The following is a 22,911-nucleotide window of genomic DNA, read 5'->3' on the forward strand; positions in this document are numbered from 1 at the left end:
AGAAACTCCACCAGTGTCGGGGGATCGGGTCCAGCGCTGTCCAACACGTGCGAGTTGGCGCGAGCACCAATAAGTGCGGCGGCATTGTCGTCTGTGGACGCTTTTGGACGGGTGGCGATCGTGTAGATAATCGCGCCGGTGACAGCGCGATCACGGTAGCGATTGTGATGAGGGTGACTTTCCGGGAGGACTTCATCATGGCTTCCTTCGGCGGGGCATCTGTGGGCTTGAGCCTCCGCGGCGGGCCATGTGGTTGTCGCGGAGGTGGGCTATTTCGTCCGGAAGCTGCGGGTCCTCTCCTCGCGCGAGGCCGGCGAATTCCAGGTGCAGGGAGGGTGCTACCGGGGAGCCGACGACGGATGCCTTGACGAACACCCGCCGTCGGGGAACGAGAAGGCCGATGATTAGGCCCAGGGTGGCGAGGGTGGCGAAGGCGAGCACCCATGTTCCACCCGTGTCACGTTTGATATCCAACGACGCGAACCTCTTCACTGCTGCCAGCGGATCCGAGCCGTCGGACGCATCCTCGAAGGTGACAGTTCCCCACCCGTTGGGAAGGTCTGCGGTCTGCCCGGGCGTGAGCTCGATCGACTCCGTGCCGCTACCGCCGCCCGTGAGCTGGGTCATGTCGGTGGTGTCGAGGGTGTACACCGACCGGGGTACGCCGTCGTCGATGCCGAGGCTGCCGGAGAACACGTTAAACGTGACGACCGGATTCAGCAGGTCGGGATACACCGAGGTGAACGCCCCGGAGTCAAGAACACCTTGGGTTGGGTAGAAGAACCCGATGAGCCCGATCTGTTCGGCAAGCCCATCCGGCACCTTAATGACGCCGAGCGAGGTCATCATGGAGTCCTGCGGGAGGAAGGGCTGCGACTCGCTGTACACGATCGTCCCCTCAGGATCTCTGACGGTGATGGTGGGTGCGTAGCCATTTCCAAGCAGGTAAACCCGTTCACTGCCGACAGTGATGGGGTGGTTCACGCGCACCTTCTCCGTGCCCTCTGTCCCGGCGCGGGCATCACGGATAGTGAGGTTGGCGGCGAAGTCGCCTGCTTGGCCGGCCCCGGCAGACCCCAAGGGCACGTAGTTGACCTCGAAGCTGTCGAGGGTCAGCGAGTATGGGTCCAGCTGTGTACCGTTCACGAACCTGCCGGGGCTGAACGAGGAGTAGTCGTTGAGGGTGTTGACGAAGGTGGTCCCCTCAACGATGACCCTTTGCCCGGTGTAGGAAAACCCGCTGGAGGCGAGCACAGCGACCAGCACCCCAACGAGAGATGCGTGAAAGAGAAGGTTGCCGGTTTCTCGAAGGTACCCGCGTTCGGCCGACACCGACCACGAGCGGGCGGTGTCATACCGCTGAACACGGTATCCGCGTCGACGCAGATCTGTTGTCGCGGCGGTGATCGCCGCGTCCGCGTCCGCGCCTATGTCCTCAGCTTTCGGCGGGACGTCAACGTGGAGGTGGGTGCCCAGCCGACTGAGCCGCGCCGGGGTGCGTGGTGGACGGGAGCGGAGCGCCTTCCAATGGTGTCGGGTGCGAGGAATGATGCAGCCGATCAAGGAGATGAAAAGCAACAGGTAGATACCTGAGAACCAGGCAGAGTTGTACAGATCGAACACCTGGATGCCGTCGAGGAAAGACGCCAGGTCCGGGTTGTCCCGGAAGTATTGGACGACCCCGTTGGGGTCCGCAGTGCGCTGAGGGAAAATGGACCCGGGAACTGATGCGATGGCCAACAGGAGCAGCAGCAGGATGGCGGTGCGCATGCTGGTCAGCTGCCGCCACCCCCACCGCAGCCACCCGACGGCTCCCAGCGTCGGGGACGTGACGGTGTCCGGCTCTTCCTGATCGATGTGATCGGCGGGTCGAGAGGGGTCGGCAGGAAGCTGGTCAGAGAGGGAGCGTGACACTGAGCATCACCCCCTGCAGAACTGACATCAGCATGCCCCAGATGCCCGTGACCATCAGCACACCCAGCGCGATCAGCATGCTGCCGCCAATGATGTTGACTACCCGGATATGACGGCGGAGGAAAGCAACCGATCGGGTGGCCCAGCCCAGTCCGAGCGCGAGTAGGAAAAACGGAATGCCCAGGCCGAGTGAGTACGCCAGCCCCAGCAGCGCAGCACGGCCGGGGTCCCCGAGATTCCACGACACCGACATAATCGCCGCGAGCGTCGGTCCGATGCAGGGCGTCCACCCGATCCCGAGCGCTATTCCCAGCAGCGGCGCGCTGAGCAGGCCTAGGTTGCCGCGGAAACGGGGTCGGAGGGTGCGTTGCGTGCGGGGGAATGCCCCGATGAAGACCAGACCCAGAACGACGACGACCACTCCGAGCACCCGAGTGAGGATGTTGGCGTACTCGAGGAAAAACATCCCCGCGACCCCACCGAGCACCGTGACGGTCATGAACACGAGCGTGAACCCTGCCACAAACAATGCCACCCCACCGAACAGTCGTCCACGACCAGAAGCGGGAGTCCGTGTCGGCGAGCTGGAGAGGGAAGAGCCGAGGTAGCCGAAGTAGCCGGGCACCAACGGGAGCACACACGGGGAGACGAAGGAGATCAGCCCCGCCAGCATGGCGATGAGCACAGCCACCCACAGCGCACCGTCGAAAATGAGCCCCTCGGCATTCATTCGCTTTCCGCCAGCGCGTCTGCGATCAGGGTGGACAGGATAGACGCGGCCGGTAGCTGACCGATGATTCGCGCGGCGACCCTACCCTCGCGGTCCATAACAAGAGTCGTCGGCGTCGCCTGAATGGGGGTGACCGCCGCAAACGCGAGCTTCGTCTTCCCGTCGACGATGTCGATCACGCTGCGGTACGTGATCCCGTAGTCCTCCGTGAAGGACAACGCGGTGGCAGGCTGGTCGTAGATATTCACCCCGATGAAACCCACCCCCTCGGTCTGATAGCTCTGCCACACCTCCTCCAGCAGCGGCGCCTCGACCCGGCACGGCCCGCACGCCGCATACCAGAAGTTCACGACGTAGACCTCGCCAGCGAATTCGCCGCTACTGATCGGGTTGTCGCGCTCGTCGACGCCGGCAAATACCACCGTCTCGCCGCGCTCGTCCGCAGGTATCTCGACGACGCGCTCGTCGACGCTGGTGGAACCGGTGCCGTTGTTCATCGCATCAGCGAGGTCACTTTGGGACGTGCAGCCCGTGACTGTAAGCACGGTGGCGACGGCGACCATCGCGGCGACGGCACGAAACGTGTGTTCAAACTTTCGCTGGGGATCAGATGGTGTGGCGCGGGTGGTGGAAGCCACCCCGAACGGGTTGGTCACGACTACTCCAAATTGGGAACTCAGTAAACGCGCTTGATAGCGCGAGAATCCGCGTGCTTTCACGGATGAGAGGGAGTTGATCGTGATTCAGGTTCGGGAAACGCGCAGTTGCGTGAGTGTGAGCATCGGTGATTGGGACGGCTGGCGCGCGACTGTCTCTCGCACCCTCCGCGTCACACGTCCAGTGCTGCATGTGCGAGACGGTGCTCGCCAGGCAGAGATGACGAGCGCCAGCACGCACGCCACTCCCAAAAGACATAGGGCGGCACCAAGGTCTTCAGCCTCGCCAGCATGACCGTCTGCCATCACGCCGGGCACGACACCCAAGTCGTTCGTGGCGATCAGCTCCGCGATAGGCGCTACCTGCAGGTCCTCGGTCCCCGCGTGCGTCGCCACCCACGATCCGACCAGGAGCGTCAATGCTAGCCCCAGGCCGATCAGCAGCCTCGCCGCTAGCCCACTCGTGCGCGCAGCGGTAGCGCGCTCAGTGAGGGCGGGGCGGATCATTGGACGGTCCTACGTTCGAAGTGGAATCAGGGTAGCCGACGATTAGACACTACCAGCTGTACAGTCAGCGCATGTTGACGGTTGCTGTAGCGGGGGTGATAGTTCACGTTCACACGATGCCCGACCCGATCACTTTCGGATTCTCTTGTCGCTTCTTGGCCCCTAGCTGTTTCCCGGGAGGCTGGGCCGCGGTTCGCGCCCGCGGAGGGAGACGACACGGACGAGGATGATCATCGCGACCAGTTCGACAAGGGTTTGTGTGACTACCGCGAGCGGGGCGATGCTCATCGAGGCAGGGAGAGCGAGAGCGAGCGGTAGGACGACGATCGAGTTGCGCGTCGCGGCGGAGAACATCACCGCGCGGGTGGCGGGGACCTCTAGTCGTGCGACCCGGCCGGCGAGCTTCCCGATCGCGACGGCGAGGATGACGAAGGCGATGTAGAGCGGTACGACGCGCAGGAGGGCGGTGATCTGCGATCCAACAGCGGCGATCTGGGAGCCGATGACCACAGCGAGGGTCACCATCATCAGCGGCACCATCGCGCCCGCCATGATCTTCTCTATGAAGCGGCCTCCCCGGTGACGACGCGCAACAGCCTGCACCACCGTTGCTGCGGAGAGGGGGACCACGATCAGCAACAGGAATGCCCGGATGAATGGGCCGATGTCGACCACATCGAGCGCAGCGCCGCCCGCGAAGAGGAACAGGAACACCGGCAGAAGCAGGATCTGGACCAACATCAGCAGTGGCGCGGCTGCGAGCAGTCGTGCGCCAGCGCCACCTGCGAGACCGGCGAACACGATGACGTAATCGATGCACGGGGTCAGCAGGACGAACAACACCCCGAGCAACAGTCCCCGGTCATCGACCACGAAGCGCGAGAGGCCCCAGGCGAGCATCGGCACGATGACGAAGTTCGCCACCAGCACCGTGCCTAGAAACCTGATATCGCGGAACGCGCGTTTCACCTCGATGAGCGGGACGCCGAGAAACGTCGCGAACAACAGCAGCATCAGTGCCGGTTCAATCGAATGCTCGAGGCTCGGAGCAAGTTGCGGCGTTATCAGCCCGACGGCCGCCCCCACGGCGATCGCGCCGATGTAGAGAGCCAGTTGACGGATATCCCACCACCGCACAACGGATCTCACTCGGTGGTCTCATCGCCTGTGCGGATCATGAAAACTGCTCCGGTGATCGCTGCGGCGAAGATCACGATGTCGGCGATGTTCCCGATGAACCAGTTGCCGTAGGCGAGGAAGTCTACGACGTGCCCCCGGGCGAATCCGGGGTCGCGGAAGAGGCGGTCGCCTGCGTGTGAGGCGGCAGCGCCGCCGAGCGCGCCGATGACGATCGCCCATCCCACGCGTTGCACTCGGAACGCGAACACGATCGCTGTGATGGTGGCTGCGACAGCGAGCAGTGCGAACACCCAGGTGAAGCCTTCCCCGAAGGAGAATGCCGCTCCGGGGTTATAGGCGAGCTGCAAACCCAGCAGGTCACCGATCAGCGGGATGCGCTCACGCTCGGTGAGGGTCGCTTCGGCCCACACCTTGGTTCCCTGATCGATCAGCACGACGACCACGGCGATCAAGAGCGCTCCACCAGTGAGCTGCCGCCGCCGGGTCGACGACAGCTTGCTCGCAGCGGGCGGATGAGCCTCTGCCTGGGAGGAGGTCATGCGAGCACCTCGATCAGACGGACGATGACCCCAGATTCGATCAGGATGAACAGGCCCAGGCCGATGAACACGGCCGGTACGAGCCAGTGCTCGACGCGCTCCAGCCCCTCGGTGACAGCCTTGTTGGTGCCGATCAGCCGGCCGGCCGCGCACCAGACCGCGACGAGGACCAGGAACACGACGATCATGATCGCGACGTCGCTGGGGGCGCTGGTGCGGAAGATCGGCGTGTAGAGGGAGATGTTGTCGGCCCCGTTGGCGATCGTGATACCCGCGACACCCCATAGTCCGACCGCGGTGATCTTGGAGTCGTCATCATCGTCATCGCCGTTACGGCGCAGGCCGCGAATGAGCGTCCAGATGCCGATGCCGAGCGGGATCAGACCCAGGAAACCGACCCATTCGTCCGGAACGATGGTGAGACCGAGAGCGGCGATCACGCTGATCACGACGAGGGTGATGAACCCGAGATACTGGCCCGCGACGATCTGCCACGGCCGGGGCTTCCCTCGACTGGAAGCGAGGAACAGCACGGTAAGCACGACGATGTCGTCGATGTTGGTCGCCGCGAACAGGCCGATCGCTGAACCGATGGTGGCGAGCATCAGCTTCCCAACCGTGGCGTGCGGGTGCGGGCGGCACGCAGACCATTGAGGATCACGATGACCTCCGCAACCTCGTGGACCAGGACGACCGCGGCGAGCCCCAGCACGCCAAAGAGCGCGAGCGGGAGCAGTGCGGTGATAATCAGCAGCGACAGGACGATGTTCTGGTTGATGATCCGTCGACCGCGCCGGGCGTGGTCGAACGCCCGCGGGATGAGGCGCAGATCATGGCCGGTGAAGGCCACGTCGGCGGATTCGATCGCTGCGTCGGAGCCGGTCGCGCCCATCGCGATACCGATGTCCGCGCCAGCGAGGGCCGGGGCATCGTTAATGCCGTCGCCGATCATCGCGACCGGTCCCGCCGTCGACAGTTCCCCGATCGCGGTCGCCTTGTCCTCCGGGCGCAGCTCCGCGCGCACGTCGCTGATCCCTGCCTGTGCCGCCAGTGCACGAGCGGTCCGGGCGTTGTCGCCGGTGAGCATCGTCACCCCGACGCCCTGGCCGGTGAGTGTCCGGACGACCTCGGGGACTTCCGGGCGCAGCTCGTCCCGAACGCCGATCGCGGCGACCGGTGACCCGTCGCGGTGGACGATCACGACGGTCATGCCCTGCTCTTCCAACTCGCCGACCCGCTCCGCGAGGTCGCCGGCGTTCAGCCAGCGGGGACTGCCGACGGTGATTCTCGATCCGTCGACGGTGCCGTCGATGCCGTGCCCGGCCTGCTCGGTCACATCTGCAGCTCCCGGTGTCCCCGGGGCTGCGGCAGTGATCGCTGAGGCGAGAGGATGGGTGCTGTGCTGCTCCAACGCGGCCGCCCACGCCAGCGCCTGAGCCTCCGTAACGCCATCTGTGGTGAGCACGGCGGTGACCGCCGGTTCGTTGCGGGTGAGGGTGCCGGTCTTGTCGACGGCAACGTGGCGGACCGTGCCGAAGCGCTCGAAAACGGCGCCGGACTTGATGATCACGCCGAACTTGCTCGCCGCACCGATCGCCGCGACGACCGTCAGCGGAACCGAGATTGCCAGCGCACACGGAGAAGCGGCGACCAGCACGACGAGTGCGCGAGTGATCCACACCTCCGGGTCGCCCAGCAGCGACCCGATGATCGCGACGAGCGCAGCGAGGATCAGTACTCCGGGTACGAGCGGGCGGGCGATCCTGTCCGCCAGACGGGCACGCTCGCCCTTCTCGGTCTGCGCTTTCTCTACCAGCTCCACGATCGTCGTGAGCGAGTTATCGGTGCCCGCAGCGGTCGCCTCGACTTCCAGGACACCGGCGCTGTTGATCGCACCGGCCGACACCGCATTCCCGGGCTCAACTTCGACCGGGATCGACTCCCCGGTGATCGCCGAGGTATCCAGGCTGGAGCGACCAGAACGCACGACCCCATCAGTCGCGATCCGCTCACCCGGGCGGACCACCATGACCTGGCCGACCGTCAACTCTTTCGCCGGCACCTGCGCGGAGACACCGCTCTGAAGCACGGTCGCTGTTTCCGGCACGAGCTTCAGTAGTGCCCTCAGTCCGCCGCGGGCGCGGTCCATCGCCTTGTCCTCAAGCGCCTCCGCGATCGAGTACAAGAACGCCAGAGCTGCAGCCTCCTCCACGTACCCGAGGATGACGGCACCGATCGCGCTGATCGTCATCAGCAGCCCGATGCCGAGCTTGCCCTTGAACAGTTTCCGGATCGCGCCGGGCGTGAACGTCGATGCGCCCAGCAGCAGTCCGACCCAGAACAGCACCAGTGCCGGGATCTCGAGCCCGGACCACTCGAAGATCAGACCGGCCAGGAACGCAACGCCGGAGAACACCGGCACCATGACCCCGCGGTCTCTCCACCAGGGCCGCTCGGCCTCTTCGATCTCTTCGCCTGCCGTCGCGGCAGGCTCGTGCTCGCAGCCACACGCCTCGCTCACGCGTCAGCCCCCGTCCCACAGCAGCCAGCCACCATGCACGCTGAGTCCACGCAGGGCGCGTGCTCATCGACCGCCAGTGTCACGTCCACGAGCGCGACGAGCGCAGCCGCAAGATGCGGGTCGGCGATCTCGTAGCGGGTTTGGCGGCCCTCAGGCTCGGCGACAACGATCCCGCAGTCACGCAGGCAGGTGAGATGGTTCGACACGTTGGAGCGCGTCAGCTCTAGCTCACGGGACAGGACTGCGGGGTAGCTCGGGCCACCGAGCAGAGTCATGAGAATCCGAGAACGCGTAGGATCAGCCATGGCGCGGCCGAGCCGGTTCATGACGTCGAGACGAGAAGCAATGGTCAGCATAAGCTGAACTATACAGTCTCCGCTGACCTATTTCCTATGCGGTCAAGCCAATGCCCTCAGGGCATGGTCTTCGAGCCCGAAAGAACGCTGCCGCCCAGAATGCACAGGCGAGCTCGACGCGTCTCTGACATGAGCCGTCTTCTGGTTCCGGACGCGCTCCGCGGGTTCGCGATTGTCGCGATGCTCATCGCGCACGCGGCTCCTTTCGTGCCGAACGCACCGTGGGCGGTGCAATTCGTCACGGCGAACTTCAGTAGTGTCGCGTCGCCGCTCTTCGCTCTTGTCATGGGCATGTCGGCGGAGCTTGTGTGGAGACGCGGCGGCGCTGTGGGGGTGACGTTGCTGCAACAGACTCTGCGTGGCCTGTTCCTCATCGTCCTGGGTGTTTGGATGGCCACGTGGGGCTCCTGGCTGGCGGTCATCCTGAGCTATCTCGGGCTGCTGATCATCATCGGCGCGCCCCTTCTACTCCTGCGCAGCTCGGTCGTGATTGCCGCGACAGCGGTCCTTGTCCTGGCCAGTCAGCCATTGCTGAGCGTCGCACGCACCTGGATTTGGGTCTACACCGCGCCGCCGCCCGTGCGTGAGGTCACGACCTCGATGTTCCTGGGCCCTCAGTATCGGGTGGTCAACCTGTTGCCGGTGTTCCTCATCGGTGCCCTGTTGATCCGTCACGGCTTGAAACGCGATCGCTTGTTGTGGATCATGGCGGCTGTGGCGCTGTTGGCGTATCTTGCCTGGGGTTTCGGGCAGCGCTTCGGCACGGTGTTATCGGGGGACTACCTGGACTCTCTGAGGGATATTGGCTTGGTGTTCGCCGTCTACGTCTGCGTTGTGCTGGGGGCTACGGTGCGGCGGGAGCACGCAGAACGTTTTTGGGGTGCTGTCTTTGTTCCCTTGTGCGCCTGCGGTCAGGTGGCGTTGTCTCTGTACTTGCTGCACGGCAGTCTCATCGCATTTTGGAGTAACGCGTATGGCCGCCCTGCCGAGAACTTCTACTTGGGCTGGCTGGTGATCGTTCCGGGCATGATCGTGGTGGGTTGGTTGTGGTGGCGGTTCGTTGGAACTGGCCCAGTTGAATGGGTGATGGGCTGGCTCAGCGGACGTCCCAAGTCTTCCTCGCTTCGCCGGTAGAGCGGGTGCGTGGCTCTGGGGCTCGCAAGAAGACTTGATTGGTCGGGCTGGTACCATCCTGAGGTCATGGTCGTCCACGGTCGCGCTCACAAATGCGTTAGCCGAGCCGACGAGTTCCTGATAACGAAGATCATTACAGCCCTCGGGCTGGCGCTTCTTCTCGTTGTTGGAGCGTGGCCGGGCGGCCATCGTGATGCGACAGATGCGACTCCGTATCTGAGCACCACATCCTCGTCGTCACTAGGGACGCCTTCTGCTGGTCATTTTTCGGCGGGTTCGGGTGAAAGCGTTGTCGGCGCGACCGCGGAACAATTCCTGGCCGGGGATAGCGCGAACGACATCGTGATCGGCGTTGCCGGGTGCCTCTTGGGTATCATCTGCTGCTTCTTGGTGCTCATCGTCACGCGGAACTTCCGCCGTCACGTCCCCTCTTCTCACATTCGCGAACGTTTGCCGCGCGCACCATCACTGGCAGCTATGACGGGGCGCCTGTTCGCATTGCCTCCTTCTCTCACACAGCTTTCTCTGTCGCGGACCTGACTCCGGCGGCGCCATCTCTTCGATGGCGCTCCACTGGTCGTCCCCGTTCGTTGTGTGTGTCTGGAGTGTTATGAAATCTTCCGTGAAAGCGGTACTTGTCACCGTGTCTCTCGCCGTGGTGTTGCTGGTCGTCGCACTGGTCTTCGTCCTGATTAATCAGAATCAAGCTGCCGCACCCGAGACGGGGACCGCTGACGGTCCACAAGTCGTCCGTGAGAACTCGCACGTCCTCGATGACGGAGGAGAAGGGGCGGTGACGGTGGTCGAGTTCCTCGATTTCGAGTGCGAGGCCTGCGGTGCTTTCTATCCCCTCGTCGAGGATCTCCGCGGCAAGTTCGATGGCGAGATCACCTACGTGATCCGCTACTTCCCGCTGCCTGGTCACCTCAACTCAAAGAACGCCGCAATCGCTGCCGAAGCCGCAGCGCAGCAGGGACGGCTCGAAGACATGTATCACCGCCTGTTCGAGACGCAGTCTCAATGGGGTGAGGCTCAAGAGTCTCGTGCGGACCTGTTCCGGGGGTTTGCGGAGGAACTCGGATTGGACATGGCCGCGTTCGATGATGCGGTCGCTGATCCGGCGACAGCGGAACGGGTTCAATTCGATCTCGACGAGGGTGAGCAGCTCGGTGTCAGCAGTACCCCCTCGTTCTTCATCGATGGGGAGCCTGTCGTGCTGGAAACGTGGACCGATCTGGAGGACAGCATTGAAGCCGCCGTGAACGGTGCTGAATGATGGCGCGTTCGCTATCGCACCGTCGAGTCATCATCGTCGGTGCCGGGCACTCCGGATTGGCGACAGCCGCCGCGCTCAGGTCCTCTGGGCTTGAGCCACAGAAAGACTTCGTGATCATCGATTCTGCACCCCCCGGTCGACGAAGCTGGGCCACACGGTGGCAGTCGATGAAACTGCGCAGCGCGGCACGCCACAGTGTCGTCCGCGGGTTCCCTTTCCCGGGCGATGGAGACCGTCATCCGAGTGTGGATGAGATGTCCGATTACCTGTCTTCGGTGGAGAAAGCCCTCGGTGTGAAGACCGTGTGGGGCACTCGTGCTCTTGGAATCAACCGGTTGGGCGACGGATCCACGCTGCATCTGTCGACCTCCGCCGGGGAAGTGCAAACCCGAAATGTGGTCTGTGCAACGGGAGCTGCCGCGGTGCCGCGCATACCGGGCTGGCGCCCGGGATTGGCCGTACCCGGTGTTGTGCTGCATTCCAGCCAGTACCTCTACCCCGCCCAGATACCTCCCGGCCACGTGTTGATCGTTGGCGGCGGATTCAGCGGAGTGGAGATTGCTGAGGAGCTCGCGTCCTCCCACGACGTCACCCTCTCCACTCGAGCGGAACCCTCAGGGGTGTCGGAGCGGCCTATCTGGTCGAGGCTGCGACGTAAGGGTGCGCTCTCCGAGGCACGCCCCCGCGTAGCTTCGACAGACGTCACTCATGCCGTCGCCGTGACGGAGGTTCACGGAGACACCGTGATGTTCGCCGATGGGGCGTCCGTGAAGCCGCATTCCGTGATCCTTGCGACCGGGTACAGGCCGGCAGACGCATGGCTGCCCGATTCGGAGCCGCCCGGTCAGCCTTTGCACGTCAGTGCACGCATCCCGGGACTGTTCACTGTTGGCATGCCCCGTTACTCCCGGGCGGATGCGGACACCCTCGTTGGGGCGGGTCGTGATGCGGCGACCGTCGCCCGACTCATCGTTGGACGGCCGTAAGGAGCACCATGACAGAAGCAGGGCACAGTCACGGTATTGGTGACGCCACTCCTCGCAATCGCCTGGTCATCGCGTTCGCGATCACCTCTTCGGTCTTCATCGTCGAAGTGATCGGGGCGATTATCACAGGCAGCCTCGCACTGCTCGTTGATGCGGCGCACATGCTCACCGATGTCGTCGGGTTGGCGATGGCCGTCACCGCCGCGCATCTGATGAATCGTCCCCCGACTCCCAGGTACACCTTCGGTCTTCAACGCACGGAGGTGCTCGGTGCGCTCGCTCAAGCAGCTCTGCTGCTCGGGGTGGGTATCTTCGCGCTCGTGGAAGGCGTACGGCGGCTGTTCGAGCCCCCTGAGATCGCATCGGGAAGTCTGCTGTTCTTCGGCATCGTCGGTCTCGTCGCCAACATCGCCTCCATGCTCGTATTGTTCAGCGGCCGCGGACGCAACCTCAACATGCGCGCCGCGTTCCTCGAGGTCGTCAACGATGCCCTCGGTTCCGTCGGCGTCATCGCCAGCGCCATCCTCATCGCCGTTTTCGGTTGGTATCAGGCGGACGCCGTCGCGGGCGTCTTGATCGCGCTCCTCATCATCCCCCGCACCCTCATCCTGTTGCGAGCATCCGGCCGGGTATTGATGGAGTCCACACCTGCCGGCCTCGATCTCGAGGATGTCCGCCGCCACATCCTTGCCCTGCCGCACGTGGTCGCTGTGCACGACCTCCACGCGACCCAGGTCTCGACCGACCTCCCCACGCTCACCGCCCATGTCGTGGTCGATGACACCGTCACGATGGAAGCTTCCGCCGCACTGCTGACATCACTTCAGCAATGCGTCAGCGAACATTTCGCCGTGAGCATCGAACACTCCACCTTTCAGATCGAACCCGAATCCCACCCCGGAGAGCACGACACCCATGCATAAACGCCTCTCGGCACGCACCGCTGCCGTCCTCACCACCCTGTTGTTGTCGGCATCCGTCGTCCTTGGGACTGCATCTCCGGCGGCCGCTCACGACGACTTCGTTTCGTCGTACCCCACCGCCGACTCGACCATCAACGGCTCCCCCGACGAGATCTCTTTGATGTTCACCGGGGCCCTCACCGGTGGTGACGATGCAACGGTCGTCGAGGTTATCGATGAAAGCGGAGCAAACGTCGCCGTCGACCCGCCAACGGTGAGCGGTGACTCGATCACTCAACACCTCTCCCCCGACGCCGCAACCGGCATCTTCACCGTCCGCTGGAAGACCGTCTCCGCCGACGGACACCCGATCAACGGGGAGTATGTGTACACCGTCACGCCCGCGACGGACACGGAACCCAGCACTCCGACCACAAGCCCCACCCCTGAAACCTCCCCAACGGAGGAGCCGGAACCGGCCCGACCCGCGCAAACATACGGTGGCACGGCATCCGGTGGCGGTGCTTTCGAACTGCTCCCCCTGTTCTTCCTCTCGGGTCTGGCACTGATTCTGGGGATCGGCGTTGTGGGAGTGGTTATGGCCGGGCGCCAGCGTCACCAGCGCGACCGCGCACAGGCCGCCAAGGATGCTGCAGCTAAGGAGAAAGACGCCGATGCGTGATCGAGTCCGCCGGTCGGCCGTGATGCTCATCGTCGCCGCCATCCTCATCCTGATCGATCAAGGCACCAAGACTCTTGCTCTGAACACGTTGCGGCAGGATGCGCGTATACCGCTGATCGGTGACTGGCTCGGTCTTCAACTGGCCTTCAACCCCGGGGCGATCTTCTCGCTCGGGGAAGGCTCCACATGGGTCATCACCGTCATCGGGGTCGCTGTCACCGCGGTCCTCATCGTTGCCGCCACCCGAGCCCGGAACGTGTGGTCGGCGGTTGGTTTCGGTTTCATCGTGGGCGGTGCGATCGGGAACCTCATCGATCGCTTATTCTCGCCGCCCGCGTTCGGGATCGGGCACGTCACCGATTTCCTCGCCTACGGGAACCTGTTCATCGGCAACCTCGCCGATATCGCTCTCGGCATCGGTGCCGTGTTCCTCATCGTCGCGGGTCTGCGCACGAGCCGTCGCCGGCCAGACCCCACGTCCCGCCCCGACGACCCTGTACCCGCCGAAGAAACGGTTCACCCATGAGTCCCAAAGAACGCGTCCCCTCCACTTACCAGCGGAACGCCCTGGCCCCCAGCCTCGTCGCCGCCGCGATCCTGTTTCTGGCCCCGGCGCTCTTCCAGGCGAATTGGGCGCCGCTCGTCCTCTTCATTGCCTCAATTTTCGGGCTGATCGTCGCGTGGTTTGCGCTCCAGGCACGCCACTGGTGGTGGATCCCGGTCTTCCTCGCCATTGCCGTGCTCTGGAATCCGGTGATGCCCTTCCCCTTCTCCGGTGTCGTGTGGACCACAGCACAACCCATCGCGGCCGTGGTGTTCCTGGCAGCGGGGGCGACGATCAAGGTGATCCGGAAGTGAACTGCGCGATCTTCTTGTCACGACCATGCGTATGAGCGGCGAGATCCCCGACAGCCCCCCATCTCTGCAGGCGTTCCTCGCACCGGCCGACATTCCGCTTCCAGTGCTACCGATCGTTGCGGGGATCCTCGCTGCGCTGTATCTCGTCGGCGCGATCCGGTTGTGGACGCACGGGCGTCGTTGGCCCGTGTGGCGCACGGTCAGCTTCCTGCTCGGGTGCGTTCTCCTCGCGGCGGTCACCGGTCTGGGTGTTGAAACCTACGGCCAGGCGCTGGTGTCCGTTTTCATGTTCCAGCAGCTCACTCTGATGATGATGGTGCCGCCGCTACTGGTCCTCGGCTCACCCGGAACCCTTCTTCTGCGATCAACACCGCACCATGGGGCGGGACGGGTAGTCCTCACAGCGGCCCACAGTGCTCTTCGAAGCCCGGCCGCGAAATGGATACTCAGCCCGTGGGCCACTGTCCCGCTGTACCTGTTCGCGTTCTACGGCATCTACCTTGCGGGTGCTGCCGATGCCATCCTCGCTCTCCCCGGGGGCCACGTCGCACTCGAGGTCGGATTCCTCCTCGCCGGCATGCTCTTCACCATCCCCATCCTGTCCTCCGATCCGCTGCCGGTCAGGTTGGGTCATGGTGCCCGTGCACTGGACGTGTTTGCTGAAGCCGCGCTCCACGCGTTCTTCGGGGTGTTCCTCATGATGGCCAGCACGATCCTGGTCGGCTCATTCGTCGCCCCCACCAAAGCACTGGGCATCGATCCCCTCGCCGATCAGCAGCTAGCCGGCGCTCTGGCATGGTCCTACGGTGAAGCCCCGACCGTGCTGATGTTGATCTACGTGATGCATCGCTGGTTCCGCAGCGACACCGCCCGGGCTGCCGCGGCCGACCGGTACGCCGACGTGCACGGGAACACCGACCTCGACATGTACAACGCCTACCTCAAAAAACTGAGCTCTCATGACCGTGACCGCTGACCCATTGGTGAGACACGCCCTCTCCGTTCGACCACGGCGCGGGAACCCCCGAGCGCACGATGCGCGCCTACCAGCTGGGGTGCCGTTTCCCGTAGCGATCGTCGCGTCCGCCATCGCAGGAGGCATGCTGGATCTCGCCTACCCCGCAAACGGGTGGTGGCCCGCAACGTTCGTGAGCGTAACCATCGGGCTGTGGACGCTCCGCGGACGCTCTCTACCCGGGGCGTTCCTGATCTCCCTCGTCTACGGCGCGACCTTCTACTTCACCCACCTGGTATGGGTGACCCGGTTTCTGGGACCCATCCCATGGGTCGCGCTGGCTGGCTTGGAATCCCTGCTGTTCGGTGCCGGCGGTGCGCTGATCGCACTCGCCTATCGGGTCACCACCACCCGCGCGGGATACGCGTATCGTGCGATCACTCCCATGCTCGTCGCCGGGGTATGGATGCTGCGAGAAACACTGATGGGGAGTACGCCGTACACCGGGTTCCCATGGGCGCGCGTCGGTTTCAGCCTCGCCGAGAGCCCGCTCGCGGAAGCCGCTTCATGGGTGGGAACCACGGGGCTGTCCTTCCTGACCGTTCTCGTCTGCGCGAGCGTCGTGGAAGCCCTCATCCTCCGCCGATGGGAGCCAGCAGCAACGGCCGTGGTCATCGTCGTTGCCGCGATAGCCATCCCTCTGTTCCCCACCGAGCAAGCGGGAATGATGCGCGTCGGATGGGTACAGGGCAACGGACCCAGCGGCTACTTCGACACCAGGACACCAGGCGACATCCTGCGCGCACAGGAAGAAGCGACATCTCCTCTCCTGGGGCGTGAAATGGACCTTCTCGTCTGGCCAGAAGGGGCCGTCGACGCCGATCCCCTGCGCGATGCCGCCGTCGCAGACCGCCTTGATCGACTCGTGCAGAGTGCCGGCACTCCGGCACTGGTGAATGCGGCAACCACCCGCGGAGCCGACACGTTCAACACCTCCATGCTGTGGACCAGCGCCGGGCCGCAGCAGCTCCACGACAAGGTCAACCCCGTCCCTTTCGGCGAATACGTCCCGGACCGTTGGTTCTACGAAGCCATCGCCCCCGACCTCATCGGATTGATACAACGCGAGTACACGCCCGGCTCCAACACACCCCTCATGAACGTTGACGATGTGCCCATCGGTCTGGCGATCTGTTTCGACGTCATCTACGACGACGTCATCCACCAAAGCGCTGCCTCTGGCGCGCAAATGTTCGTGTTTCAAACCAACAACGCGGACTTCAGAGGCACCGACGAGAACCTCCAACAGCTGGCCATCGCCCGCATGCGCGCGCTCGAAACAGGGAGAACTGCGGTGAACGTCTCCACCACCGGGACCAGTCAAGTCATCGGCCGCGATGGAAAGGTGCTGGCGCAGGTTGCGGTGGACACGACCGCGGCGAAGATCACCGAGGTCCCCCTCCGCACCGGCACGACTCTCGCTGTCGTGCTGATGCCGTGGCTCGACTGGATGCTCAGTATCGGAACGGTACTAGCGCTGCTCGTCATGTCGATCCGACCGCGACGGACTCGTGCTGACTCCCAGGAAGACGGATGGATGACGTTGTGAAGCTCAAGATTCTGACCTCTGTCGCGGCGCTGTGCGCACTGCTTGTGCTCACCAGCTGCGCACCCACCATCCACCTCGAGCCCGCAGCAAACGCGAACGACCCGCTGTGCGCAGAGGTCACCGTACGACTACCGGACTCAATTGGCGACCAGGCTCGCGTCTGGACGGACGCTCAGGCCACCGCAGCATGGGGTACCCCCAGCAGCGTGCTCCTCACCTGCGGGTTGGAGCCCCCGGCCCCCACCACCCTGCAATGTGTCAGCTTGGGTGGCGTCGATTGGATCGTCGACGAGGAGGAGACCCCGAATCTGCGGCTCACAACCTACGGCCGAGAGCCAGCTGCCCAGGTGTACGTGGACACCACCACCCTGTCGGCGGACGCGGTTCTCGAATCTCTTGCCGGGGCGATCCAGCAGCTCACCAAGACCGGTGAATGCACGGCGCCTGTGACAGAAGACCCGGACGCTCCTGGCACTGAGACAGGGGATACCACTCCATGAATGCCGTTGTTCTCCGGATCGCTGGACCGACGCTCCTCGTTGCCGCCGCACTCATCGCTGTGGTCGTCGGGCTCGCGATCGGTGGAGGAGCTGCACCAAGACTCACCAGTGACCCTGGAGCGCTCGTGCGATGGGGACTCCCGGCCGCGAAACTGTTCGTCAATCTCTCCGGTGCGGCGATGCTCGGGCCCCTGGTACTGGCGGTGTTCGCTCTCCCCTCGGCAGGGAAGCCCTTCACCGTCGCGCTCGATATAGCCTCCGCCGGCGCCGCGACCCTCACCATCACAAGCGGGGTGGTGGCTTACCTCACCTTCCTGTCCTCATTCAATCCGCAAGTGAACCTGAGCGCTGAGTTCGGCGCGCAGCTGGGCCGCTTCCTCCTCGACACCGAACTGGGACGATCATGGCTTATCACCGCGATCCTCGCCTCGGTCGTGACAGTCCTCGCATTCGCTGTGCGCAGCTATGGTGCGGTGCTGATCACAACCATGCTTGCGATCATCAGCCTGATACCCATGGCCACCCAAGGTCATTCGGGTGAGCTCGCCAACCACGATCCCGCGGTCATGTCCCTCGTCCTGCACGTCATTTCAGCAGCGATATGGCTCGGAGGTCTCATCCTGCTCGTCGTCGTGCGACCGATCAGCTCTCCGCACGAACTCGACAACGTGCTTCGCCGGTACTCGACGGTGGCGCTCATCGCGTTCATCGGTGTCGCCGTCTCGGGATACGCGCGGGCGCTCACTGCCCTCGGCCGGTGGGAGGATTTGGCCTCACCGTACGGCCTCATCCTTCTCACAAAGATCGGCGCTCTTCTGGTCATGGGCGTCCTGGGTGCCGCCTACCGCCGTCGACTCCTCGCAAATGCCAGCGAGGGCCGTGGCGCCTTCTGGATGATCGTGAGCGTCGAACTCGGTTTCATGGGTATCGCGAGCGGTGCGGCCGCCGCCCTCGCCCGCACCGCCGCCCCCGCCGATACGATCACACTGCCGCAGAACACCGCCGCGGAGATCCTCACCGACGCACCCGTCCCGATCGCACTCACCCTGCAGAGATGGTTCACGGCGTGGAGCCCCGACCTCCTCTGGGTGCTCGTCGCGGGTTTCGGAATCGTCTTCTACCTCGTCGGCGTCCAACGCGCACGGCGCCGCGGGTATCCGTGGCCAGCCAGGCGGACGGTCAGCTGGATTGCGGGGATGGGTGCGCTTCTGTGGACAACCAGTGGCCCGCTCGCCGCCTACGACGACTCGCTCATCAGTATGCGATTCCTCTCCTTCGCTCTCCTCAGCCTCGCGATCCCCTTGCTCCTTGTCTTCGCGGCGCCGATCACCCTCGCAGCCTTGGTCATCCATCCACGGGACGATGGAAGCCGAGGACCGCGGGAATGGCTTCTCTGGGCCGCCCACAGCCCGCTGGCCAGATTTACTCTGCGCCCCGTCGTCGCCGCGGCTCTTTTCGCCACGTCGCTGTGGTTGTTCCACTACTCCGACCTGTTCCGCTGGTCGCTCTACGACCAGCTCGGAGCGGAATGGATGATCAGCCAGCTCCTCGTCACCGGGTGCCTTTTCATACGATCGCTTTCCCTGAACGCGTCCACAACCCCCGAGGGGCGGTGGCGTGTGGCCTCACTCACTGCGCTCACAGGCGTGGCAGCGTTCTTCGGCATCGCCACGATCACTCGCTCCGACCTCATCGTCGCGGAATGGTTTGGCGCCATGGGGCGGACATGGGGACCCACCCCCCTCCAGGACCAGGCCCTCGCCGGAGCCGCCACCTTGGTGATCGCGGGAATGCTCGCAATCCTCACCGGCTTCTCCGTCCTCCACACGAAACGCAACAACCGACCTACCGACAGCACCCCCGTGCCCGCCGTACGAAAGGACCCGCACCTGTGACCTCCACCCACCGCACCCGCTGGCTCGCCAGCACACTTCTAGCTCTCATCACACTGGGAATCGTGGCCGCACCGGCCCCCGCAGCTCTCGCGCACGACAACCTCCTGGACACCGTGCCCGGGGCAGACGAAACCGTCACCCAACTTGACGACGTCGCTCTCACGTTCAGCGGGGAACTCATTGACTTCAGCCAGGCCAGCTTCGCCCAAGTGCAAGGACCCGACGGCCTCTTCTACGAATCCAGCTGCTCCACCATCGACCGCAACATCCTCACCACCCCGGTCGCACTCGGAGAACCGGGCGTCTACACCGTGCTGTGGAACGCCGTCTCCAGCGACGGTCACCCCATCTCCGAGAGCTTCACGTTCACGTACGCTCCCACCAGCAGCGAGCCAGGGCTGGGATGGGACAAACCAGCATGCGGGAACGAACAATCACGGATCCAACCGGCAAAGGCGTCGCCCTCCACCGCGCCAACCACCGAACCGCCAGCAGCGGACACCCCTGCCCCGGTGGTATCTGCAGGCGAGAACGAGGTGGCTTCAATCGCGATCCCGCTCATCATCGCCGTCACTGTCATCGGTGCCGCGGTGATCACCGCCACCGTTGTCGTACGGCAAGTGAAGAAGAAAAAACACAACCGGTCGAGCGCCGACGTCCACACGGACCCGAAAGAGTGAGCCTCGTGCCAGGACAGTCGAACTCAAGTTCGATGCGTCAAATATGGGCCACAGATCAGAGATCACGGGCGAGTCGGCGCGACTTCGGCCCCCACGAACGGACGATAGACCAGACAGCGGGCAACGCGAGCATGGCCAATCGGCGCGCCCATGGCAGCAGAATCCACGAAGCCGAACTCGAGGAGAGGGCACAGTGAACGAACGACGCGTCTCCGTGGCTGCTACGGAGGCGGCTGAAGAATGCGGGTGTGCACCCACGCCCGCCGAACGCGACTCATTCTGGAAGCTGAGTGTGACTCGACGTGGCGCTTTCGGACTCGGCGCCCTCGGCGTCGCTGCATTCGCTGCATTCGGTATCGGCTCCGGCGTCTCAGCGGCGTACGCTGCGTCCTACCCGAGCTGGGACGATGTCCAACGCGCCAAGAACAACGAAGCTGCCAAGGCCGCCGAGATCACCCGAATCGAAGGGCTGATCCAGTCCTTGACGCAGAAAGTCGCCGAGACCCAGGCTGCCGCCGATACAGCCTCCGACGAGTTCTACGCAGCACAACAGGAATACTTCGCTGCGATCACGGAAGCCGAGAGCCTGCAGGCGCAGGCCGACGAACAATCAGCGATGGCCGAAACCTCTGCGCGCAGGGCCGGTCAAGTTGCGGCACAGCTGTACCGCAACGGTGGAGACGACTCAGCACTGCAACTGTTCTTCTCCGGCTCCGCGGACAACGCCGATGAGCTCCTGTCCCGGCTGGGCACCATGGACAAGCTGCTCGAGTACAACCGGTCGGTCTACGATGACGCAATCTCGGCGCGCAACACCGCCCAATCGCTGACCGATCAGGCGAAGGTCGCCCGCGACGAACGAGACCGCCTGCAGCAGGTCGCGGAGCAGAAGATGATTGCCGCACAAGAAGCGGCCGACGCCGCACAGGCCGCGCTCGACGAGCAAGCCGCGAACCTCGAGACGATGCAGGCGCAGCTCGCCGCGCTGAAAGACACCACCACGCAGACGGTCGCCGGCTACCAGGCGGGTGTAGCCGCGCGCGAGGCCGAAGAGCGCGCCCGTCGCGAACGCGAAGCCGCCGAAGCGGCAGCCAACGGAGGCGGCAACGGTGGCGGCGGAGGCTCCGCCGGGAGCGGCGGTTGGGTTCGGCCCCACGGGGGCGGCCGAAGTTCAAGCTACGGCCCGCGGACCCCCATCTGTGGTTCGCAGGGCTGCTCCTCGAGCTACCACTACGGCGCCGACCTGGCCAACGGCTGCGGAGCGGCGATCTACGCCGCCAACTCCGGAACCGTGGACTACGCCTCCGCCAACGGCAACTACGGCAATTACGTCCGCATCCAACACGGCGGGGGCGTCAGCACCGGGTACGCCCACATCAAACCCGGTGGCATCGCCGTCAGCCGGGGGCAATGGGTCAATTCCGGCCAGGTCATCGCATACGCGGGTGACACCGGACGCTCCTTCGGGTGCCATCTGCATTTCGAGGTCTACATCAACGGTGGTTACACCAACCCCGTCCGATTCATGGAAGACCGCGGCGTTTATATCTAAGGCTCCGAAACAGGATCACGAAGTGGCGCCGTCGACATGAGCAGTTGGGTGGAGAGGGCTGCTCCAGTCGTCACTCCCGACATCCCTGCTAGGGATCTCAGAGCGGGAGGATGACGCTGCCCATCACCGCCGTCAGCCGCGACATGATGTCGGTCCACAGCCCGGTCACCATCAGGAGGCCGAGGACGATTAGGAGGATACCGCCGCAGACATTCAGCACCCGGATGTGACGGCGGAGGAACTCGACCGTCTTCGCCGCCCAACCGAACCCGAACGCGACCAACAGAAACGGGATGCCCAGGCCGAGCGAATACGCGAGTCCGAGGAAGCCGGCCCGGACAGGGTCGCCGGCGTTGAACGAAAGCGCGATGATCGCGGCAAGCGTCGGACCCATACACGGTGCCCAGCCGATACCGAGTGCCACTCCAAGTAGCGGCGCCCCGACGACTCCGGCCCGGGAGCCGACGTGGAAGCGGACCTCCCGCTGGGCGAAACTGAACAACCCGAGGAAGACAAGCCCCATCAGGATGATGACGGCGCCGAGGATGCGCGTGACCAGGTCACCCCAGCGCAGGAAGAACACGCCAGCCGTGCCGCCCAGCGCAGTGATGAGAACAAAGACGACACTGAAGCCGAGGATGAACAGAAGCACGCCAACCACGAGCTGACGGCGCTCAGGCGCGACTGCGTTCGTCGCGTCACCCTTCGTCCGCGGCGCGACCGCTCCACCGAGGAAGCCGAGGTAGCCGGGGACCAGTGGGAGCACGCAGGGCGACAAGAACGACACGAGGCCAGCGAGCATCGCCACGGGGACTGCGAGCCAAAGCGCACCGGACCCGATGATGGTGTCGGCGTTCACGGTGTCTCCGCTAGGGCGTCCTTGACGAGCGTCGAAAGGATCGAGGTGCCGTCGATGGGTCCGATGATGCGGGCGGCGACACGGCCCTGTCTGTCGAGCACGAGAGTCGTCGGCGTCGCCTGGATCGGCACAGCCTCGGAGAAAGCGAGTTTCGCCTCGGCCGTGGTCACGTCGATCAGGCTCGGGTAGGTGATGCCGAACTCGTCAGAGAAAGCTCGGGCAGTGTCGGCCTGGTCGCGGGTGTTGATGCCGATGAAAGCTACATCCTCGCCGCCGTATTCCTGCCAGACGCTTTCGAGATCCTTCGCCTCGATGCGGCACGGCGCGCACCCCGCGTACCAGAAGTTCACCACCGTGACCTTGCCGGCGTTGTCCGCACTGTCGAAATCATCACCAGTTTCAGTAATGCCGCTGAAGTCGACCGGTTCGCTCCGCTCGGCGATCGGGATCTCGACGATCGCGCCGTCGGCGGCCACATACCCGGTGTTCTCACCCTTGAGGAAGGAATCGCTGACGGGATCCGGCGCACACCCGCTCAGACCGATCGCGAACACCGCAGCGAGCATGACTCCGACCGCACCACGAACGGTACGAAAGCGTGGGTCTCGAGGCACATTCGCACTGTACGCAGATCCCCTATGCGTCCGCCGAACCACGCCA

24 protein-coding genes are annotated in these 22,911 nt (G+C 64.3%); 14 read left to right on the forward strand and 10 right to left on the reverse strand.

Going from position 1 to position 22,911, the window contains the following annotated elements; genetic code table 11:
- Positions 1-195: 195 nt before the first annotated feature.
- The 8 genes from LVJ59_RS07770 to LVJ59_RS07805 all read right to left on the reverse strand — a co-directional run bounded on the left by LVJ59_RS07770 (position 196) and on the right by LVJ59_RS07805 (position 8,363).
- Entirely contained in the window at positions 196-1,770 is a 1,575-nt protein-coding gene (locus tag LVJ59_RS07770; RefSeq protein ID WP_307861169.1) for a cytochrome c biogenesis protein ResB, read from the reverse strand.
- Between the two features lie 124 nt (positions 1,771-1,894).
- Complete coding sequence (locus LVJ59_RS07775; RefSeq protein ID WP_058631446.1) at positions 1,895-2,644, reverse strand: cytochrome c biogenesis CcdA family protein; 750 nt, start codon at positions 2,642-2,644, stop codon at positions 1,895-1,897.
- Positions 2,641-3,300 (reverse strand): TlpA disulfide reductase family protein, encoded by a 660-nt coding sequence (locus LVJ59_RS07780; RefSeq protein WP_307861170.1) that lies wholly within the window; start codon positions 3,298-3,300, stop codon positions 2,641-2,643. Before LVJ59_RS07780 ends, LVJ59_RS07775 begins: the two co-directional genes overlap by 4 nt.
- A gap of 669 nt (positions 3,301-3,969) precedes the next feature.
- Positions 3,970-4,956 carry an arsenic resistance protein gene (locus LVJ59_RS07785; protein WP_058631448.1) on the reverse strand — a complete coding sequence of 329 codons (987 nt, stop codon included), beginning with the start codon at positions 4,954-4,956 and terminating at the stop codon, positions 3,970-3,972.
- A complete protein-coding gene (locus tag LVJ59_RS07790) occupies positions 4,953-5,486 on the reverse strand; it encodes a signal peptidase II (protein ID WP_227751395.1) in 534 nt (177 codons plus the stop codon). The genes LVJ59_RS07785 and LVJ59_RS07790 overlap by 4 nt, the downstream gene beginning before the upstream one ends.
- Positions 5,483-6,091 carry a cadmium resistance transporter gene (locus tag LVJ59_RS07795; protein WP_058631449.1) on the reverse strand — a complete coding sequence of 203 codons (609 nt, stop codon included), beginning with the start codon at positions 6,089-6,091 and terminating at the stop codon, positions 5,483-5,485. The genes LVJ59_RS07790 and LVJ59_RS07795 overlap by 4 nt, the downstream gene beginning before the upstream one ends.
- Complete coding sequence (locus tag LVJ59_RS07800; RefSeq protein ID WP_058631450.1) at positions 6,091-8,007, reverse strand: cation-translocating P-type ATPase; 1,917 nt, start codon at positions 8,005-8,007, stop codon at positions 6,091-6,093. Before LVJ59_RS07800 ends, LVJ59_RS07795 begins: the two co-directional genes overlap by 1 nt.
- On the reverse strand, positions 8,004-8,363 hold the full coding sequence (locus LVJ59_RS07805) for a helix-turn-helix transcriptional regulator (protein WP_058631451.1): 360 nt from the start codon (positions 8,361-8,363) through the stop codon (positions 8,004-8,006). The genes LVJ59_RS07800 and LVJ59_RS07805 overlap by 4 nt, the downstream gene beginning before the upstream one ends.
- 129 nt (positions 8,364-8,492) lie before the next feature.
- On the opposite strand from LVJ59_RS07805, the gene LVJ59_RS07810 reads away from it, so the two are divergent.
- The 14 genes from LVJ59_RS07810 to LVJ59_RS07875 all read left to right on the forward strand — a co-directional run bounded on the left by LVJ59_RS07810 (position 8,493) and on the right by LVJ59_RS07875 (position 21,392).
- Positions 8,493-9,497 (forward strand): acyltransferase family protein, encoded by a 1,005-nt coding sequence (locus LVJ59_RS07810; protein WP_232762582.1) that lies wholly within the window; start codon positions 8,493-8,495, stop codon positions 9,495-9,497.
- A 66-nt stretch (positions 9,498-9,563) separates the two neighbouring features.
- Entirely contained in the window at positions 9,564-10,037 is a 474-nt protein-coding gene (locus tag LVJ59_RS07815) for a hypothetical protein (protein WP_153002304.1), read from the forward strand.
- 70 nt (positions 10,038-10,107) lie between these two features.
- Positions 10,108-10,773 (forward strand): thioredoxin domain-containing protein, encoded by a 666-nt coding sequence (locus LVJ59_RS07820; protein WP_058631453.1) that lies wholly within the window; start codon positions 10,108-10,110, stop codon positions 10,771-10,773.
- Positions 10,773-11,759: an NAD(P)/FAD-dependent oxidoreductase gene (locus LVJ59_RS07825; RefSeq protein WP_058631588.1), complete on the forward strand. Its 987-nt coding sequence runs from the start codon at positions 10,773-10,775 to the stop codon at positions 11,757-11,759. Before LVJ59_RS07820 ends, LVJ59_RS07825 begins: the two co-directional genes overlap by 1 nt.
- A gap of 8 nt (positions 11,760-11,767) precedes the next feature.
- On the forward strand, positions 11,768-12,682 hold the full coding sequence (locus LVJ59_RS07830) for a cation diffusion facilitator family transporter (RefSeq protein ID WP_058631454.1): 915 nt from the start codon (positions 11,768-11,770) through the stop codon (positions 12,680-12,682).
- A gap of 43 nt (positions 12,683-12,725) precedes the next feature.
- The gene (locus LVJ59_RS07835) at positions 12,726-13,343 is read left to right on the forward strand and encodes a copper resistance CopC family protein (protein WP_165875501.1); all 618 of its coding nucleotides are present in this window, start codon (positions 12,726-12,728) and stop codon (positions 13,341-13,343) included.
- Positions 13,336-13,869, forward strand: a complete 534-nt coding sequence (lspA, locus tag LVJ59_RS07840; protein ID WP_232762583.1) for a signal peptidase II — start codon at positions 13,336-13,338, stop codon at positions 13,867-13,869. Before LVJ59_RS07835 ends, lspA begins: the two co-directional genes overlap by 8 nt.
- Positions 13,866-14,201 (forward strand): DUF6804 family protein, encoded by a 336-nt coding sequence (locus LVJ59_RS07845; protein WP_045278974.1) that lies wholly within the window; start codon positions 13,866-13,868, stop codon positions 14,199-14,201. The genes lspA and LVJ59_RS07845 overlap by 4 nt, the downstream gene beginning before the upstream one ends.
- Before the next feature lie 25 nt (positions 14,202-14,226).
- A complete protein-coding gene (locus LVJ59_RS07850; RefSeq protein ID WP_058631457.1) occupies positions 14,227-15,177 on the forward strand; it encodes a cytochrome c oxidase assembly protein in 951 nt (316 codons plus the stop codon).
- Positions 15,178-15,301: 124 nt separating this feature from the next.
- Entirely contained in the window at positions 15,302-16,765 is a 1,464-nt protein-coding gene (lnt, locus tag LVJ59_RS07855; RefSeq protein WP_232762584.1) for an apolipoprotein N-acyltransferase, read from the forward strand.
- Positions 16,750-17,265, forward strand: coding sequence for a DUF3515 family protein (locus tag LVJ59_RS07860; protein WP_058631458.1), 516 nt, complete (start codon positions 16,750-16,752; stop codon positions 17,263-17,265). The genes lnt and LVJ59_RS07860 overlap by 16 nt, the downstream gene beginning before the upstream one ends.
- Positions 17,262-19,160, forward strand: a complete 1,899-nt coding sequence (locus LVJ59_RS07865; protein ID WP_058631459.1) for a cytochrome c oxidase assembly protein — start codon at positions 17,262-17,264, stop codon at positions 19,158-19,160. Before LVJ59_RS07860 ends, LVJ59_RS07865 begins: the two co-directional genes overlap by 4 nt.
- Complete coding sequence (locus tag LVJ59_RS07870; RefSeq protein ID WP_058631460.1) at positions 19,157-19,840, forward strand: copper resistance CopC family protein; 684 nt, start codon at positions 19,157-19,159, stop codon at positions 19,838-19,840. Before LVJ59_RS07865 ends, LVJ59_RS07870 begins: the two co-directional genes overlap by 4 nt.
- Positions 19,841-20,033: 193 nt before the next feature.
- Entirely contained in the window at positions 20,034-21,392 is a 1,359-nt protein-coding gene (locus tag LVJ59_RS07875) for a M23 family metallopeptidase (protein ID WP_374199048.1), read from the forward strand.
- Positions 21,393-21,489: 97 nt separating this feature from the next.
- Here the strand turns inward: LVJ59_RS07875 and LVJ59_RS07880 are convergent, their stop codons facing one another.
- Positions 21,490-22,251 carry a cytochrome c biogenesis CcdA family protein gene (locus tag LVJ59_RS07880; RefSeq protein ID WP_045278969.1) on the reverse strand — a complete coding sequence of 254 codons (762 nt, stop codon included), beginning with the start codon at positions 22,249-22,251 and terminating at the stop codon, positions 21,490-21,492.
- A complete protein-coding gene (locus LVJ59_RS07885) occupies positions 22,248-22,817 on the reverse strand; it encodes a TlpA disulfide reductase family protein (protein ID WP_058631462.1) in 570 nt (189 codons plus the stop codon). The genes LVJ59_RS07880 and LVJ59_RS07885 overlap by 4 nt, the downstream gene beginning before the upstream one ends.
- Positions 22,818-22,911: the final 94 nt, after the last annotated feature.

The organism is Microbacterium sp. KKR3/1, assembly GCF_021272365.1.
Taxonomy (GTDB): Bacteria; Actinomycetota; Actinomycetes; order Actinomycetales; family Microbacteriaceae; genus Microbacterium; species Microbacterium aurugineum.

Bases quoted from the DNA above. Each gene is read 5' to 3' on its own strand.
- lspA (WP_232762583.1), top strand. From the start codon at position 13,336: ATGCGTGATCGAGTCCGCCGGTCGGCCGTGATGCTCATCGTCGCCGCC.
- LVJ59_RS07830 (WP_058631454.1), top strand. From the start codon at position 11,768: ATGACAGAAGCAGGGCACAGTCACGGTATTGGTGACGCCACTCCTCGC.
- LVJ59_RS07860 (WP_058631458.1), top strand. From the start codon at position 16,750: ATGGATGACGTTGTGAAGCTCAAGATTCTGACCTCTGTCGCGGCGCTG.
- LVJ59_RS07770 (WP_307861169.1), bottom strand. From the start codon at position 1,770: ATGCGCACCGCCATCCTGCTGCTGCTCCTGTTGGCCATCGCATCAGTT.
- LVJ59_RS07865 (WP_058631459.1), top strand. From the start codon at position 17,262: ATGAATGCCGTTGTTCTCCGGATCGCTGGACCGACGCTCCTCGTTGCC.
- LVJ59_RS07815 (WP_153002304.1), top strand. From the start codon at position 9,564: ATGGTCGTCCACGGTCGCGCTCACAAATGCGTTAGCCGAGCCGACGAG.
- LVJ59_RS07795 (WP_058631449.1), bottom strand. From the start codon at position 6,091: ATGCTCGCCACCATCGGTTCAGCGATCGGCCTGTTCGCGGCGACCAAC.
- LVJ59_RS07825 (WP_058631588.1), top strand. From the start codon at position 10,773: ATGGCGCGTTCGCTATCGCACCGTCGAGTCATCATCGTCGGTGCCGGG.
- LVJ59_RS07805 (WP_058631451.1), bottom strand. From the start codon at position 8,363: ATGCTGACCATTGCTTCTCGTCTCGACGTCATGAACCGGCTCGGCCGC.
- LVJ59_RS07790 (WP_227751395.1), bottom strand. From the start codon at position 5,486: ATGACCTCCTCCCAGGCAGAGGCTCATCCGCCCGCTGCGAGCAAGCTG.
- LVJ59_RS07845 (WP_045278974.1), top strand. From the start codon at position 13,866: ATGAGTCCCAAAGAACGCGTCCCCTCCACTTACCAGCGGAACGCCCTG.
- LVJ59_RS07885 (WP_058631462.1), bottom strand. From the start codon at position 22,817: ATGCTCGCTGCGGTGTTCGCGATCGGTCTGAGCGGGTGTGCGCCGGAT.
- lnt (WP_232762584.1), top strand. From the start codon at position 15,302: ATGCTGGATCTCGCCTACCCCGCAAACGGGTGGTGGCCCGCAACGTTC.
- LVJ59_RS07810 (WP_232762582.1), top strand. From the start codon at position 8,493: ATGAGCCGTCTTCTGGTTCCGGACGCGCTCCGCGGGTTCGCGATTGTC.
- LVJ59_RS07820 (WP_058631453.1), top strand. From the start codon at position 10,108: ATGAAATCTTCCGTGAAAGCGGTACTTGTCACCGTGTCTCTCGCCGTG.
- LVJ59_RS07775 (WP_058631446.1), bottom strand. From the start codon at position 2,644: ATGAATGCCGAGGGGCTCATTTTCGACGGTGCGCTGTGGGTGGCTGTG.
- LVJ59_RS07850 (WP_058631457.1), top strand. From the start codon at position 14,227: ATGCGTATGAGCGGCGAGATCCCCGACAGCCCCCCATCTCTGCAGGCG.